The organism is Pseudoalteromonas rubra, assembly GCF_000238295.3.
Lineage (GTDB): Bacteria > Pseudomonadota > Gammaproteobacteria > Enterobacterales > Alteromonadaceae > Pseudoalteromonas > Pseudoalteromonas rubra.
Genome location: NZ_AHCD03000035.1, coordinates 130,406 through 146,726, shown reverse-complemented (window position 1 = coordinate 146,726; position 16,321 = coordinate 130,406). Strand labels below are relative to the sequence as shown.

The window sequence follows — 16,321 nt, the reverse complement described above, 5'->3', positions numbered from 1 at the left end:
GTCAGGTCAAGTCTGAGCTAGTACAACTTAATCCATGCAGATAAGAAAGTAACTCTAAGAAAGAAGTTAAAGAAGTTGCAACTAGCTCAGGTTCCCAATATTCATTTCCATGCATTGCGGTATAAACTGGCAACGATGACTCACTTATATCTACGAAGAATGGATCTCCGACTTCAGTATCAGTCCCTATAACAACCCAACTATCCTGCCAATCCCCTTCGTTCATACCAGTTAAGTCGTTACCATCAGGGTCAATACTGTAGCCTAACTGGAGTTTATTAATCGAAGATCCATCAACAATATTAAAACCACTTGCACCAAAAAAGACTTCTTTGATACTCAGCGGTTTTAACTTACTTATTACTTCATGCACTACACTCTCCTTTGGCAGTTAATGCCATCAATTTTTTAAGTGACATATATGGACGCTCCAGACATGACTTTCTCCTGAGCTATAACGCTTTGCTATGGTGCGACTAACTCCGAGCAACATGAGCAAAGCCACGTACTCCCTGCACTTCACCGAACCAAAAGTATCAAAGCCTAACCGTCACTCTTGAGCAATTTGTTAGTTTTCAAATGTCACGTCGCCATCAACATATTTACCATACCCTTCAACCATTGCTTCTTCCATTTCAGGGATATCAAATATATCTATGAAAGGTACAGATAGAATCTTGGTTTGATTGCCAAGCACACCACCCTGAAATCGCTCACGTAAAGCTAAGCCCGGCGTAAAAATCTCAATCAAAAAACCTTCGAATATGAAACAGAATGAGTACCGCCGATGAGCTACTCTCCGGAAAAACGGTTTTATAATCAGGCTCTTCAGGCTTGTTAAGCTGAACCACTCTGTTCGATCGATTAACCGAGAAACTTTAACAGTAGCCAAGTTTGCAGGGATCTTCTGTTTCGAGATCAGCTTTGATCTGATTTGCGAATTCCATGGTTCTGGAATCATAACCTTAAAATAATTGGGGTGTTTTGAGTTGGCAGCTCTCCAAAAAACGGAAATAAAGAAGCTAACCAGTGTTTTACCGGTTATTCCATTGAAAGTGACACCGCCATCATGCTTGATGATTCGGCAACCTTTACCCCGAAGCACTTTGATTGAGTACTGTTCGTAGCTGACATTGAGCAATGACTCACAACTTGAGCATAATTGATTCGTCGCCCAACTATCGCTGGAGTAATGAATTGGTTCATCTCCTCCTCCCGGTACAACAATAGCCTTACCTGCGTTTGAGCGATAAATTCGTTTAAAGAAAGTATCAGGAATTGCATGTGAGTTCTGAAGCTCACTTTTACTCCCACACATTAAACATTTTTCCACTGAACTCTCCAAAAAAACTAACGCCGTGCTCTGAGGAATCCCCAGATAATCATTCTTAAAATCAATGTGGCGGACACGCACAGCATTGTTTGAGCTAATTTATTTCGCCAAAAACTAACCAGATAACAACACCATGCGTGATATCACCATCCTACACGATATGCTAAGAAAAAACTGCCCCCAAATTCATGCCCGGCGCCTTGATTCATTAATGCTGGCAACTGATACTTTGCTCGATAGCAATCAACTTTCTCTTACTGAGCTGGGTCGAAACATGAAGGGACCTGTCGCTGCAAAACACAACATTAAACGTATGGACCGACTGCTTGGCAACACTGCCATGCATAACGACCGGCTTGCTATTTACCGCTTTCATGCTCGCCTGACGTGTGGCGCTAATCCCATGCCCATTTTACTGGTCGACTGGGCCGATGTGCGCGAACAACTACGGCTGATGACGTTGCGTGCTTCCGTCAGCATTCAAGGGCGTTCAATGATCGTGTATGAACGCACTTTCACCTTTGCTCAATACAACTCACCTAAGTCCCATCAGCTGTTCCTTGATGAACTGGCCAGCATCCTGCCTGATAAATGTATTCCACTCATCGTGACCGATGCTGGATATCGAAACACCTGGTTTCGACAGGTCGATAAAAAAGGTTGGTTCTGGCTGGGACGGGTGCGTGGCAAAGTCACTCATCAGCATAAGAACAGCGAAGATTGGCACGTAAATCAAGCACTTTATCCATCCACCACTCCCCGTGGACGTTATATTGGTGAGGTAAAGCTGGCAGGCATCATACCGCCCAAAAAAGTTATCGAACTGGTAGTAAGGAGCCCTGGCTATTAGCCACCAACCTGCCCGTAGAATTGTTCCAACCCAAACGTGTAGTCTCACTTTACGCCAAACGTATGCAAATCGAAGAAAGCTTTCGAGACCTGAAAAGCCCCCAATACGGTATGGGCCTGAGACATAGTAAAAGTCGATGCCCCAACCGGCTCGATATACTGTTATTACTCTCTTTGCTGGCGACCATTATTCTCTGGTGGATCGGCCTGTATGCTCAGCACTCAAGTTGGCAACGAAAGTTTCAGGCAAATACCATCAGAGATCGTGCTGTGCTGTCAATTTTTTAAGTGACACCCACCGGTAAATTCACAGACCTATTGTGGGCAGGTTCAATAAAGAAATGCAAGACTATCAAATGCTGCGCTTTCTATAAGCTCTGATTAGTGAAAGTCGTAAGTTTAAGCATGAAATCCTGAAGAATAATCAGATTCGGACAATACGAATGCGCATCCCAGCCTCAACTTAGATAAATCGAAATGGTACTCACGGGAAGGTGTTAACCCAGTAAACGCTCGCACTGAGTCAAGTTGGCGCGTCGCCTTTTATGAAGATGCTCACAGTAATCCGTCATCACTTGCTTTCGCCCTACCGCGCCATGGAAGACCTTCGTAAATTGCGTAGTGAGCTTGAGCCAATTGTCTGGCTCTATTTGCAACCGTGTCAGCAATGGCTGGCTATCGCTGATATAACCCCGCTTATCTGCACGCATGCATCGGCCTGTTAATTCAACTAACTGTATGTAATAGGTCAGCTCAAACGGCAACCCTTTAGGCATGTGCTTTCTTGGGTTACCCGCAAAACGCAGCAGGCTTTTGGGTTGCTTACCTTGCTGTGCATGCTCAATACGCTTTTTAATGCTGGTGTAGTCTGATGTTTCCGGTGTCTCTGCCATTTTGGCTCTGATTGGGTTCAGGTCAACATACGCCAGGCACGCTGCCAGTGCTGCTTCATCCAGTAAGGCCTGTGACTTAAATCGCCCTTCCCAAAACCGGCCTGTACAACCATCTTCTTTATTGGCCTTGCGGGCAATGCCTTCATTCAACACCCGCATGAACCAGCTGATGCTCGCAAGGCGTATTCTGAATTCTCTGATGTCTCCATCAAGCATATTGCGCTCTGACTCGCTAAGCTCATCACCATTGATGTATTTTCGCGTCAGCCAACTACCTTTAAACAGTTTATGTGACAATTTCCCCCCACCTTTAACCAACCCATCCAAATGCGCTTTAATTTTTTCTACATCACCTTCTAAAGAGGGATTAGAAAAAGAGAAATTAGAACACAAAGAAAAAAACAAAAATAATAAAAATCTATTCATATCTTTTACTCTTCACAAAAGACTTAGGTATCCCCAGCATATCTTGTATATATATAAAAACATCTCCATCAACCACCGTTGTTTGGGGCGTAGTCGCCTTAATTATATTTCTGCTAGGTTTTCATGAGACACCCACCTGTAAGGGTTTTCATAAGACACCCACCTGTAAATTTACAGACCAATTGTGGGCAGGTTCAAAGTCGAATTGCAAGACTAACAAATGTTGCGCTTCCTATAAGCTCTGAGCAATTAAAGTCGTATGTTTAAGCACGAAATCCTAGAAAATAATCAGATTCGGACAATACGAATGCGCATCCAAGCCTCAACTTAGATAAATCGAAATGGTACTCACGGGAAGGTGTTAACCCAGTAAACGCTCGCACTGAGTCAAGTTGGCGCGTCGCCTTTTATGAAGATGCTCACAGTAATCCGTCATCACTTGCTTTCGCCCTACCGCGCCATGGAAGACCTTCGTAAATTGCGTAGTGAGCTTGAGCCAATTGTCTGGCTCTATTTGCAACCGTGTCAGCAATGGCTGGCTATCGCTGATATAACCCCGCTTATCTGCACGCATGCATCGGCCTGTTAATTCAACTAACTGTATGTAATAGGTCAGCTCAAACGGCAACCCTTTAGGCATGTGTTTTCTTGGGTTACCTGCAAAGCGCAGTAAGCTCTTAGGTTGCTTTCCTTGCCGTGCATAATCAATACGTTTTTTAATGCTGGTGTAGTCTGACGTTTCCGGTGTCTCTGCCATTTTGGCTCTGATTGGGTTCAGGTCAACATACGCCAGGCACGCTGCCAGTGCTGCTTCATCCAGTAAGGCCTGTGACTTAAATCGCCCTTCCCAAAACCGGCCTGTACAACCATCTTCTTTATTGGCCTTGCGGGCAATGCCTTCATTCAACACCCGCATGAACCAGCTGATGCTCGCAAGGCGTATTCTGAATTCTCTGATGTCTCCATCAAGCATATTGCGCTCTGACTCGCTAAGCTCATCACCATTGATGTATTTTCGCGTCAGCCAACTACCTTTAAACAGTTTATGTCAGCGAAGCACTATCGCTTTATCTGATAACCTTTGTGCTTTCTTATCATCCACATACAACACAATATGCGTATGATTGCTCATAACCGCATAGCCACACACATCAATGCAAAACACCTTCGCAAGGGTAAGCAATTTTTCCTCAACCCAGTCTCGCCGATGTTCATAAGACTTGCCCGTGACGCGGTCGTTGCCGCACAGAAATGCCCGGCGAACACACCGGGATATACAGTGGTAGTACTTAGTGTCTGATAAGCTGACCTGCTTCTTCCTTGCCATTGGCATAATCTAGCATCCTCAATCCATTGAGCATTACCTAAAGGTAGACGACGTACATTCCGCACGCCAATTTTAGGTGGGTGTCTCTGTTTGTCCCACATCTCTGTTTGCTCCCTTGCACGCCAATTTCGGGTGGGTGTCTCTGTTTGCTCCACTTGTCAGAGCAACAAATTTACTGCGGACTGGACCAAACATCAGGCATGGCAACACGGGTAACATAACGAACGAGATAACGATAATTCGCTATCTCGCAGGCCTACTCGGCTTGACATCGCTGGAGCGTCCATATATGTCTATTCTATCTTTTCAAGGCCTTTTACTTAAAATATCTTCTAAAATAGTAGTCAAAACATCAATAGAGATATACAAAAAACGTGTGCGTTGAGTTTGCAAAGCTAAATCCTTTAATTTCTGACCCGCGTCTAGCATTTCTCGACAAGCATACTCAAACTGAACTTTCTTACCTTTTTTAAGCTTTTCGTACAACTCGTTATATACCTTCTCATAATCAATGACTTGACGATATTTATGATCATCTTCTTCCAGTGAACATAATAACTTATGAGCTTTGTCAAAATATTCGAATGCTTGTGAGGAGGCTTTCGCATTATTCGAAAGTTCAACAGATTGCATTAGGTATAGCCTGGCCTGCTGAGTATCAATATGTTCGGTACGGTAACCATTAGATTTCTTCTGGGCAAACCGATAGGCACTGCTTAAATGCTCCTGAGCTTCCACAATGTCTCCAAAGCTAAGTCGGCACATCGCATATTGCACCCAATAGTGTGGGTGTTCTCGTAGCCAAATACAGTTGCGTTTTAAATGTACAAAGTAGTTGTTCAGTGCATTCTGTTTTTGAGGAATCAACTTCTCTACGTTGTGGAAAGTTCGCAACTTGGAATGAAGCTTTCTCAAATGTCCTAAACTGGAGTTGTCAATTCTTTTCATAATCTCTAGACAACTTTCCACAACGTATGATTCTGAAAGATAATTGTTAACAATAAAAAGACAAAGAATACTAGACTTTGATACGATACTATTATCAGCGCCAACTTGAAATAAGCTCTTAAAAGCCTCTTCTTTTCTAAATGAAACTTTTAAGATATCCTCATTACCAGCGATATCTGCGATATAGCTAGACTGCTTTTGTACATCAAAAATATCACATAAGCAGATTGCAAATAGTGTCTTTTTGTATGAATCATTACTAAGTAATTTGGATAATAAAGACCTTACTCTGCTTTTGATATCCGGGCTATTTAAAAGACCTATAAGTACATTTGATAATTGCTCTCCATAAGAATTTTTGAACAATTCCTTTTTACGCTCAAGAGGCCACCCTGTATATTGTTTCCACATGTTCTGGTCTTCGAGGATGCTGGTTACCTGAACTATTTCATCATCGGCTAACTTGTCTAATGTATAAACGGAGAAATCTATGTTTGATTCACTTAATATTTTAATATTTCCAAAGGAGTTTAAAGTGCGATCAGACAATAAGAGAGTTATATTGTTTGGGATTACAGCAGCAAAGTACGAAAAAAAATCAGCTAGACCTGTTATGTCATCAATTAATAATAAATGTTGGCCTTTTAAGGAAAGGAGGTCTAAATCCCTACATGGGTTAGCATCAAAGTTTGTAAGCTTCCATACATTTAGTCCTTCATTAGACAAGATAGAAGCTACTTGATCCATTAATACAGACTTGCCATTTCCTAGTTCACTTTGAAGAAGTACATGTCGCTTGGATTTAAGCGTTTGACAGATCTCTTTAGTAACACTTCTCTGAAACATGTACGGTATTTCAAAATTGGAACGTATCGCTGTGTCAACATCCTGAGTTTCATATCGCCCATATAGGAGAAGATTTCTGGCAGCATGGTCATCGAGGTTAGCATCTTCAGATGATACGACAACCTGAGTAAAGCACTCTGGCAACAAAACAGACTCATCTTGATATGTTATTTCAGAAATGAAGTTACCAAAACTCTCTGTTCCTATTGTACTAACGTATCCATACTTTGAAAGCTTGTAAGTATCTTGATGGCTCGCTCCTGCGTGAGTAATAAAGTATGTTTTCTCAGCATAGGCTGGATTTTCATTTAAAATCTTTGTAATATCAGCATCATACAAGGAGTAACCCACAAAGACTATCGCGCTACAATGATCAAGATCCTTGTTGAATACACTTCTCCATTCCGTATTTAAGAAAAAGTCACCGGACAGGTAAGAAGAATCAGTCAATTTAATTTTATTATCAAGATCGTCCTCTACTGCGTTCTTAATAGAACCATTAATATGAACGCATACCTGCCTTGAGCTTTTTATATAATCTGATGTTTTGTGTAAAAGAGATATCGAGTCGATATGCTTACCGTTTTTTCCATAAGCTAATTCGACACTATTGTCGTAGTTAGTTGTATAGATTCTACGCCAAGGAATACTACAAATTTTCACATTAGCATCAGAAGCTTCTGTTAAGGAATATTGTTGGTGTAGAATTTCTAGAATATCCAACTTGTTACCATATCTCATAAAAATATCAGATGTGTACATTAGGTCGTCATTCTCAGGTATACTAATATACTCGCTAAACAAATGAGATAACTTTTTAGCTAGCGGTGGAGTACCACCAGAAATATTCGTGCAATCTAGTGAGAAGCCAGCGCCTGTGAATAAAACCGCATTGCCAGTTGCAAGACGGCTTTCTAACTCTTCGAAATTGACTTCTGGCAATGCAACCTTTGATAAATCAAAACCTTTCTTTAACACTATTTCCTCTGACGATCGATGCTTTGGTGAAATAACTTTAACACCAATGAAAACAAAATGTATACAGCACTGTTAAAAAATACCAAAATACATTACTTCATTAGAAATTGATCAAAATCTCAAATTGATGAATAAGCTAGGTATCTTACTAAACTCCGATTAGACCACAAACAAGTAATAACTAACCCCCCGCCTTTAACACATAAAAAAACTGTCAGATTAAGCTTGTTAGCCAAACCTGACAGTTCAAGTTAAGTCTTATTTAAATTAAGCAACAGTCTGTGCTTTCTTAATAATAGAAAACAGCTGGTCTTTCAGGTGAAGACGTTGCTTTTTCAATGTTTCCAGGTAAGCGTCAGAGGTGTTTTCTGCGCCGGTTTCTATGCGATGTACCTCGTGATCGCACTCATGGTATTCTTTAAACAAACGAGCAAAGTGTGCGTCGTTCATCTTCAGGTGGTGGATCTCGTCTTTGTATTCAGGAAACTCGTGGTGCAGATCATGTTTTTCAATTGTCATAATACGGTCCTTTCTATTTTGCGCATTTAATACAAGTCGTTGTGTAAGGCAGAGCGTTTAAACGCTCCGGGTTGATTTGTTCTTCACAATGCTGACACAAGCCATAAGCCCCCTGCTCTATACGCAGTATCGCCTGATTAACCATCACCAGCTCTTGCTTCGCTTCCTGGTGAATTTCATCCAGTACATCGTCGTTTTCACGCTCTGTATTTTGCTCTGCGAAGCTGGCCGACCGGCCCTTTCTGAAATCGGCTTCAATGGCGGCTATCCGTTGACTCAGTTCGTTTTGTTTGGATTTGAGAAAACTATTTAGTTGGTCAGCAGTCATGATGTTCTCCTTTGTTAAACTCATCATAACGCGCTGCTTTTAAGGCTCTTTGATCTGGCACAAAGTTAAGGAGTGGGTAATAAAAAACCCGACACTGGGTCGGGTTTTTGGTGCTATAGGTTAGACAAATCTAGACATATTCAACTTCGATGATGTCGTATTCAACGCTACCGTTAGGAGTTTGAATGCTCACTGAATCATCCAGTTCTTTTCCGATCAGACCACGTGCAATTGGCGAGTTAACTGAGATCAGATTGTTTTTAATATCTGCCTCATCATCACCTACGATCTTGTAGGTCACTTCCTCGTCCGTATCAACATTGACTATGGTCACCGTGCTGCCAAAGATCACTTTGCCATTGTTTGCCATTTTAGTGACATCAATGACCTGTGATGTTGACAGTTTGGCTTCAATTTCCTGGATGCGGCCTTCACAGAATCCCTGCTGCTCACGTGCAGCATGGTACTCGGCGTTTTCTTTCAGATCGCCGTGCTCACGCGCTTCCGCGATATCGGCAACGATCTTTGGACGGACGACTTTCTTTAAGTGGTTCAGTTCTTCACGAAGCATTTCTTCGCCTCGTACTGTCATCGGAATTGATTGCATAGTATCTCACTCATTGCCAGAGCTTACGCTCTGGCCTTGTTCTTCTTAGTTCAAACGCTGGTGTAGCTCCTGAACAGAGTTTACAGAACTTCTGTCATCAGCCTCATTAGCTGTACAGTTTGCAAACGCTGCATTGAGCGTAGTGGTGTAGTTAGTCTTATGCTGAAGTGCACCACGACGTAACACCTTCGAATCTTCGATAGCCTGACGGCCTTCTGTGGTATTAACAATGTAGCTGTACTCACCATTCTTGATGCGGTCAAGAATGTGCGGACGACCTTCGAATACCTTGTTTACGCGACGTACTTCGATGCCGGCGTCTTCCAGAGCTTGTGCTGTACCTTTGGTTGCATCCAGCTCAAAGCCAATGGCTTTCATGGTCTTAGCCAACTCAACAACACGTGCCTTGTCACCATTGCGAACAGATAGTAGCGCGCGACCACCACGTGGTAAAGCGTTTGATGCACCTAATTGCGCTTTTGCGAAGGCTTCGGCGAAGTTTTCACCAACACCCATCACTTCACCCGTAGAACGCATCTCTGGGCCACGCATTGGGTCAACACCCTGGAACTTAGCAAATGGCAGTACCACTTCTTTTACGCTGTAGTAAGGTGGGATAACTTCTTTAGTTACACCCTGGCTTTCCAAAGACTGGCCAACCATACAACGTGCTGCCACTTTTGCCAGCGCAACACCGGTTGCTTTAGAAACAAACGGCACGGTACGCGCAGCACGCGGGTTCACTTCAATCAGGTAAACTTGACCGTCTTTGACTGCGAACTGAGTATTCATCAGACCAACCACGCCCAGCTCAAGTGCCATGTCACGCACTTGCTTGCGCATTACGTCCTGGATTTCCTGAGACAGAGAATGTGCTGGCAATGAACAAGCTGAGTCACCAGAGTGAACACCGGCTTGTTCAATGTGTTCCATGATACCACCAATGATGACGTTCTCACCGTCACAGATTGCATCAACGTCTACTTCAATGGCGTCATCCAGGAAGCGGTCCAGCAATACTGGTGCTTCGTTAGACACAGATACTGCTTCGGTCATATAGCGACGCAGGTCATCTTCGTCATACACGATTTCCATCGCACGACCACCCAGTACATAAGAAGGACGTACAACCAGTGGGAAGCCGATTTCCTGAGATTTCGCAATCGCTTCTTCCAGTGACGTGACCGTTGCGTTTTCAGGCTGAAGCAGGTCAAGACGCTCAACCAGCTGCTGGAAACGCTCACGGTCTTCCGCACGGTCGATTGCGTCTGGAGAAGTACCAATTACAGGTACACCATTCGCTTCAAGGTCACGGGCCAGTTTCAGTGGTGTTTGACCACCGTACTGAACAATCACCCCTTTTGGCTTTTCAACGCGCACGATTTCAAGCACATCTTCCAATGTGATTGGCTCGAAGAATAGACGATCTGACGTATCGTAGTCAGTTGAAACCGTTTCCGGGTTACAGTTAACCATGATGGTCTCGTAGCCATCTTCACGCATTGCCAGCGCAGCGTGTACACAACAGTAATCGAACTCGATGCCCTGACCGATACGGTTAGGACCACCACCAATTACCATGATTTTGTCTTTGTCAGACGGTGCCGCTTCACACTCTTCATCATAAGATGAGTACATGTAAGCCGTGTCTGAGCTGAATTCTGCTGCACAAGTATCAACGCGCTTATAAACCGGCAGGATATCCAGCTGGTGACGCTTCTTGCGAATTTCTTTTTCAGACACACCCGCAATCTCTGCGATGCGCGGATCTGAGAAACCTTTACGCTTCAGGCGACGCAGGAAGTCTTTGTTCAGACCGGCCATGCCCACTTCAGCGATGGTTGCTTCGTCTTTCAGAATGTCTTCAATCTGAACCAGGTACCAGCGGTCAACTTTGGTCAGCTCAAACACTTCTTCTACGCTCATACCGTGACGCATTGCATCGGCGATGTACCAGATACGCTCTGCGCCTGGCTCACGTAGTTCACGAATAATGGTTTCTTTCGCTTTCGGGTCGTCCAGTGCAACAATTGGGTTAAGACCTGTTGCGCCCACTTCCAGACCACGAAGTGCTTTTTGTAGTGATTCTTGCTGGTTACGACCAATGGCCATCACCTCACCCACTGACTTCATCTGTGTAGTCAGACGGTCGTTAGCGCCGGCGAACTTCTCGAAGTTAAAGCGTGGGATCTTAGTCACAACGTAATCGATTGACGGTTCGAATGACGCAGGGGTTGCACCGCCTGTGATGTCATTTTGTAGCTCGTCCAGGGTATAACCCACTGCCAGCTTAGCTGCAATCTTAGCGATCGGGAAACCGGTTGCTTTAGATGCCAGTGCTGATGAACGCGATACACGCGGGTTCATTTCAATGATAACCATACGGCCATCATCCGGGTTAACACCGAACTGAACGTTTGAACCACCAGTTTCTACGCCAATCTCACGCAGTACCGCCATCGAGGCGTTACGCATGATCTGATATTCTTTGTCAGTCAGCGTTTGTGCTGGTGCAACTGTGATTGAGTCACCGGTATGAACACCCATAGGGTCGAAGTTCTCGATAGAACACACAATGATGCAGTTGTCGTTTTTGTCACGCACCACTTCCATTTCGTATTCTTTCCAGCCCAGCAAGCTCTCGTCAATCAACAGCTCGTTGGTCGGAGACAAATCAAGACCACGGGTACAGATTTCGTCAAACTCTTCCATGTTGTAAGCAACACCACCACCGGTACCACCCATGGTGAAAGAAGGACGAATGATACACGGGAAGCCAATGCGCGACAGAACGTCGTGCGCTTCATCCATTGAGTGTGCAATCTCGGCGCGAGGACACTCAAGGCCAATGTTTTTCATCGCAACGTCGAAGCGCTCGCGGTTTTCTGCTTTATCGATGGCATCCGCAGTTGCACCGATCAGCTCAACACCGTGCTTAGCCAGTACACCATGCTTGTCCAGGTCAAGCGCACAGTTCAGCGCAGTCTGGCCACCCATAGTCGGTAGTACCGCATCTGGCTTTTCTTTTTCAATGATTTTCTCAACCACTTCCCAGTGAATTGGCTCGATGTAAGTCGCATCTGCCATTTCCGGGTCAGTCATGATGGTTGCCGGGTTTGAGTTAACCAGAATAACCCGGTAGCCCTCTTCTCTCAGCGCTTTACACGCCTGAGCACCAGAGTAGTCAAACTCACAGGCTTGGCCGATGACGATTGGGCCTGCGCCCAGGATCAGTATGCTGTTTAAGTCGGTACGTTTTGGCATTGTTACTCCGGTTCTAATTAGGCTTTACGTGCTTGCATTAATTCAATGAAGTGGTCGAACAGCGGTGCTGCATCGTGCGGACCCGGGCTTGCTTCAGGGTGACCCTGGAAGCTGAAAGCCGGCTTGTCAGTACGATGGATACCCTGCAAGGTACCGTCGAACAACGATTTATGCGTTGCACGCAGGTTATCTGGCAAAGTGGCCTCGTCCGCTGCGAAACCATGGTTCTGTGCTGTGATCATTACCACGTCACGCTCCAGGTCTTTCACCGGGTGGTTACCGCCATGGTGACCGAATTTCATTTTCACCGTCTGCGCACCAGAAGCCAGTGCCAGTAACTGATGGCCCAAACAAATGCCAAAGATAGGCGTATCAGTTTCTAAGAAGGCTTTAATCGCATCGATTGCATAAGTACATGGCTCAGGGTCACCAGGGCCATTAGACAGGAAAATACCGTCTGGATTCATCGCCAGCACTTCTGCAGCGGAGGTTTCTGCAGGTACTACTGTCAGTTTACAGCCACGGTCAACCAACATACGAAGAATGTTCTTTTTCACACCAAAATCATACGCTACAACATGAAATTTTTCTTCCTCAGAACTCAGAGTCTGGAAGCCCTGACCTAAAGTCCAGCTCCCTTCACGCCACTCATAAGTCTGTTCTGTTGTAACGACTTTCGCTAAATCCATCCCTTTAAGGCCTGGGAACGCTTTTGCCGCTTCCAGTGCCTGCTGCTCATCAATCTCATCGCCCGCGATGATGCAGCCATTTTGAGCGCCCTTATCACGCAGGATACGCGTCAGCTTACGCGTATCTATATCGGCAATCCCAAGGATATTGCGTGCTTTTAAGTAGTCACTTAACGATTGCTCGTTACGGAAATTACTTGCAAGCAATGGCAAATCCCGAATTACCAGACCCTTAGCCCAGATTTTATCGGCTTCTTCATCCTCACTATTTGTACCGGTATTCCCGATGTGCGGATAAGTCAGCGTCACAATCTGTTCTGCATAAGAAGGATCCGTCAAAATTTCTTGATATCCCGTCATAGACGTATTGAATACTACCTCACCAACGGACAAGCCGTCAGCGCCGATGGCAGTACCGCGAAACACAGTGCCGTCTTCAAGGACTAAGAGAGCGGATTTAGTCAAGTTAACCTCCTAGATAGTAAAAAACGGGAGCAAGCCAGCGCTTATCTTCCCGTCTACAAAGCGCTTGGTAACACGCAGTTATTAAAATTTTGGCAAATTCGTTATAGTCTACAGCACATTCTTAGATTCGTCTAATAATTCACGTAAAAAATAAAAAAATAAGGTTTTTAGCGACTTTTTATAACGAACACGCTAAAATAGTAAGCTTACTTCTTCAATCCAAGCACATCTTGCATGGAATAAAGTCCGTTTGGCTTATCTTTTAACCACTGTGCAGCCCTTACAGCACCTGATGCGAAGGTTAATCTTGATGTTGCTTTGTGTGTTAATTCCAGCCTTTCTCCCATGGTGGCAAAATAAGCTGTGTGTTCACCAACTATATCGCCAGCTCTGAGCACTGAATAGCCAATTTCTTGTTGACTTTTCGCCTCATGTACCTGAGTTCGGTCATAGCGTGCAACCTGCTCATGATCCCAGCCTTTTGCCTCTGCAATGGCTTCACCAATCGCCAGTGCAGTGCCCGACGGCGCGTCTACTTTGTTACGGTGGTGGGCTTCAAAAATTTCGATGTCCATTTCATCTGCAAGCTTTGCCGCGGCGGTCTGTACCAGGTCCAGCATCAGGGTTACACCCACACTAAAATTACGTGCAAAGACGATAGGAATAGACTGTGAGGCGGATTCCAGTTCCTGCATTTGCTGCGCGTTCAGGCCGGTTGTGCCAATCACCATTGGTATGTTGTTCGCGACAGCTTGTTGTAGGTGGCCGAGCATGCCCTCTGGTAGTGTAAAGTCGATCAGTACGTCCAGCTCATCACCCAGTTGTTGCTCAGTGCTAAAAGTTGACCCGGCTGGCGCTTGCGGCTGTAAATTAGCAATGGGCTGAGCCAAATGTGGCGATGATGCTCTGACAAACGCGCCACCTAACTGGCAATGTTGAGACTGTTGGACTGCTTCAATCAGCGCCAGACCCATGCGGCCATTGGCGCCAAAAATACCGATTTTCGTCATATTGCGGTTTTCCTTTGTATTAGATTTTCCACCCTGTTCAGTGGTACGGAAACGTATTTTCCCGATTTTCAGCGCAAGAGAGATAAGCCCAGTCACCCAGCTTTTTAGTTGGATGATTGATTTTGTGGCCTAGAGTTTACCCGATCTCTGTGTCATAGTCAGTTGACAATAATACTAATCTATCCCGTCATGGACAGCTGTGAAGCAGGCCTGGTTAATACTTCGAGTAAGACTGGCTTTACCAAAAAGGCGTTTCAACCGCTGTAAATCATGTCGATATGCTCAGCGCACACGCCGTTACCGGGAAGATAAACATAATAACGAAACACCATGGACTTTGGACGTCTAACCATATAAACTTCCGCCCTCGCCGATTTCAATTATTGCGGGCGACGTAGTTTAAATGCAGCTAATAATGGATCCGTTGGCTGTGGTTAGTTTTTGGGGAGTGCTATGCAGCCAAACTTAAATCACACACAAGCAAAGCTTTCTTTGCTACCTCTTTTAACCTTTGTTGGCCTATTCCTGGGCGCGGGTCTGTACCTGCAATCACAGGGGGTCGATTATGCTTTCTATCAGTTACCTGCACCGGTAGCCATTTTACCTGCCATAGTGATCGCGTTTTGGATCAACAAAGGTACCATCAACCAGAGCGTTGAAACCTTTATCAAAGGTGCCGGGCACAGCAATATCATCACCATGTGTTTAATCTACTTGCTTGCCGGCGCCTTTTCGTCGGTGGCCAGTGCCACAGGTGGCGTTGACGCAGTGGTCAATGCCGGTTTATCGCTGATCCCACCCAGTCTGCTATTACCCGGACTGTTTTTAATCGCTGCCGTGGTTTCAACCGCCATGGGAACGTCCATGGGTACCATAGGCGCCATCGGCCCCATTGCTTACGCAGTCTCCGTCAAAACCGGGATCGATCCGGCTCTGATGGCCGGTACCATAGTCTCAGGCGCGATGTTTGGAGATAACTTATCGATTATTTCTGACACCACCATAGCGGCAACCCGTACTCAGGGCTGTGAAATGAAAGACAAATTCAGGGAAAACCTGAAAATTGCTCTGCCCGCTGCTGCACTCACCGTTGCCTTATTGGTGTTCCTGACACCTGAGCCACAAGCCGTTGAAACCAAACCTTTTGACTGGCTGCTGGTGTTACCTTATGCGTTTATTCTGGTGCTGGCTGTGGTGGGTATTAACGTTTTTGTGGTGCTCTTTAGTGGCATTATTTTCGCCGCCCTGATGGGATTCACTGGTGATTACCAGGGGGCAGCCTTTGTCAAAGACGTGTACAAAGGCTTCAGTGACATGCAAGAGATTTTCCTGCTCTCTATGTTCATTGGTGGTTTGTCTGAATTTATTCGTGTTAATGGTGGACTGGATTATCTGGCACATAAGATCCAGGCAATCACTGCGCTCATCGCCAAATGGCACAGAAAAGTGGCAGATCAACTGGGCATTGCAGCGCTCGTATTGACCAGCAATCTGTGTATTGCGAACAACACTGTCAGTATCATTGTTGCTGGGCCCGTTGCTAAAAAGCTGGCCGATGATGGAAAGATCTCAGGCAAACGTTCAGCCAGCCTGCTGGATATTTTTGCCTGTGTGATGCAAGGCTCCCTCCCTTATGGCGCACAAGCGCTGTTACTGGGTGCAACCTTTAAGATCAGCCCCTGGGAAGTGTCTACCTCGTCTTTTTATTGCTTTATTCTGGCATTTACAGCGGTCGCTGTGATTTGTATTCGTCGTCATAAAGACTAACACTTCAATGGCATCCAAGCGGATGCCATTAATTCCCCGCATTAATAAAATATAAGTTTTTTATTCCTTTTC

At 45.0% G+C, this 16,321-nt stretch carries 11 protein-coding genes and 2 pseudogenes; 2 read left to right on the top strand and 11 right to left on the bottom strand.

The annotated features are described in order from the left end of the window. Nucleotide 1: 1 nt before the first annotated feature. Both PRUB_RS11635 and PRUB_RS11630 read right to left on the bottom strand, forming a co-directional pair. On the bottom strand, nucleotides 2-373 hold the full coding sequence (locus PRUB_RS11635) for a hypothetical protein (RefSeq protein WP_010386121.1): 372 nt from the start codon (nucleotides 371-373) through the stop codon (nucleotides 2-4). Nucleotides 374-568: 195 nt separating this feature from the next. Next, nucleotides 569-1,333, bottom strand: a complete 765-nt coding sequence (locus PRUB_RS11630; protein ID WP_155946428.1) for a hypothetical protein — start codon at nucleotides 1,331-1,333, stop codon at nucleotides 569-571. Between the two features lie 133 nt (nucleotides 1,334-1,466). Here PRUB_RS11630 and PRUB_RS26430 point away from each other — a divergent pair. Next, nucleotides 1,467-2,464 (top strand): annotated as a pseudogene (locus tag PRUB_RS26430) (IS4 family transposase); the annotation flags it as partial. Nucleotides 2,465-2,679: 215 nt separating this feature from the next. Here PRUB_RS26430 and PRUB_RS11615 read toward each other — a convergent pair. The 9 genes and pseudogenes from PRUB_RS11615 to dapB all read right to left on the bottom strand — a co-directional run bounded on the left by PRUB_RS11615 (nucleotide 2,680) and on the right by dapB (nucleotide 14,482). Next, complete coding sequence (locus PRUB_RS11615; RefSeq protein WP_242065240.1) at nucleotides 2,680-3,501, bottom strand: transposase; 822 nt, start codon at nucleotides 3,499-3,501, stop codon at nucleotides 2,680-2,682. 361 nt (nucleotides 3,502-3,862) lie between these two features. Beyond that, nucleotides 3,863-4,834 (bottom strand): annotated as a pseudogene (locus PRUB_RS11610) (transposase). A 300-nt stretch (nucleotides 4,835-5,134) separates the two neighbouring features. Beyond that, nucleotides 5,135-7,600 carry an SIR2 family protein gene (locus PRUB_RS11605; protein ID WP_010386118.1) on the bottom strand — a complete coding sequence of 822 codons (2,466 nt, stop codon included), beginning with the start codon at nucleotides 7,598-7,600 and terminating at the stop codon, nucleotides 5,135-5,137. 267 nt (nucleotides 7,601-7,867) lie between these two features. Further along, on the bottom strand, nucleotides 7,868-8,119 hold the full coding sequence (locus PRUB_RS11600; RefSeq protein WP_010386117.1) for an HP1242/YdcH family protein: 252 nt from the start codon (nucleotides 8,117-8,119) through the stop codon (nucleotides 7,868-7,870). 13 nt (nucleotides 8,120-8,132) lie between these two features. Continuing rightward, nucleotides 8,133-8,447, bottom strand: coding sequence for a TraR/DksA family transcriptional regulator (locus PRUB_RS11595; RefSeq protein ID WP_010386115.1), 315 nt, complete (start codon nucleotides 8,445-8,447; stop codon nucleotides 8,133-8,135). 130 nt (nucleotides 8,448-8,577) lie between these two features. Then, on the bottom strand, nucleotides 8,578-9,054 hold the full coding sequence (greA, locus tag PRUB_RS11590) for a transcription elongation factor GreA (protein ID WP_010386114.1): 477 nt from the start codon (nucleotides 9,052-9,054) through the stop codon (nucleotides 8,578-8,580). Between the two features lie 45 nt (nucleotides 9,055-9,099). After that, nucleotides 9,100-12,318, bottom strand: coding sequence for a carbamoyl-phosphate synthase large subunit (carB, locus tag PRUB_RS11585; protein ID WP_010386113.1), 3,219 nt, complete (start codon nucleotides 12,316-12,318; stop codon nucleotides 9,100-9,102). A 17-nt stretch (nucleotides 12,319-12,335) separates the two neighbouring features. After that, nucleotides 12,336-13,472 carry a glutamine-hydrolyzing carbamoyl-phosphate synthase small subunit gene (gene carA / locus PRUB_RS11580; protein WP_010386112.1) on the bottom strand — a complete coding sequence of 379 codons (1,137 nt, stop codon included), beginning with the start codon at nucleotides 13,470-13,472 and terminating at the stop codon, nucleotides 12,336-12,338. Nucleotides 13,473-13,678: 206 nt separating this feature from the next. Then, nucleotides 13,679-14,482 carry a 4-hydroxy-tetrahydrodipicolinate reductase gene (gene dapB / locus PRUB_RS11575; RefSeq protein WP_010386111.1) on the bottom strand — a complete coding sequence of 268 codons (804 nt, stop codon included), beginning with the start codon at nucleotides 14,480-14,482 and terminating at the stop codon, nucleotides 13,679-13,681. A 453-nt stretch (nucleotides 14,483-14,935) separates the two neighbouring features. On the opposite strand from dapB, the gene PRUB_RS11570 reads away from it, so the two are divergent. Beyond that, the gene (locus PRUB_RS11570) at nucleotides 14,936-16,249 is read left to right on the top strand and encodes a Na+/H+ antiporter NhaC family protein (RefSeq protein WP_010386110.1); all 1,314 of its coding nucleotides are present in this window, start codon (nucleotides 14,936-14,938) and stop codon (nucleotides 16,247-16,249) included. Nucleotides 16,250-16,321 lie beyond the last annotated feature (72 nt).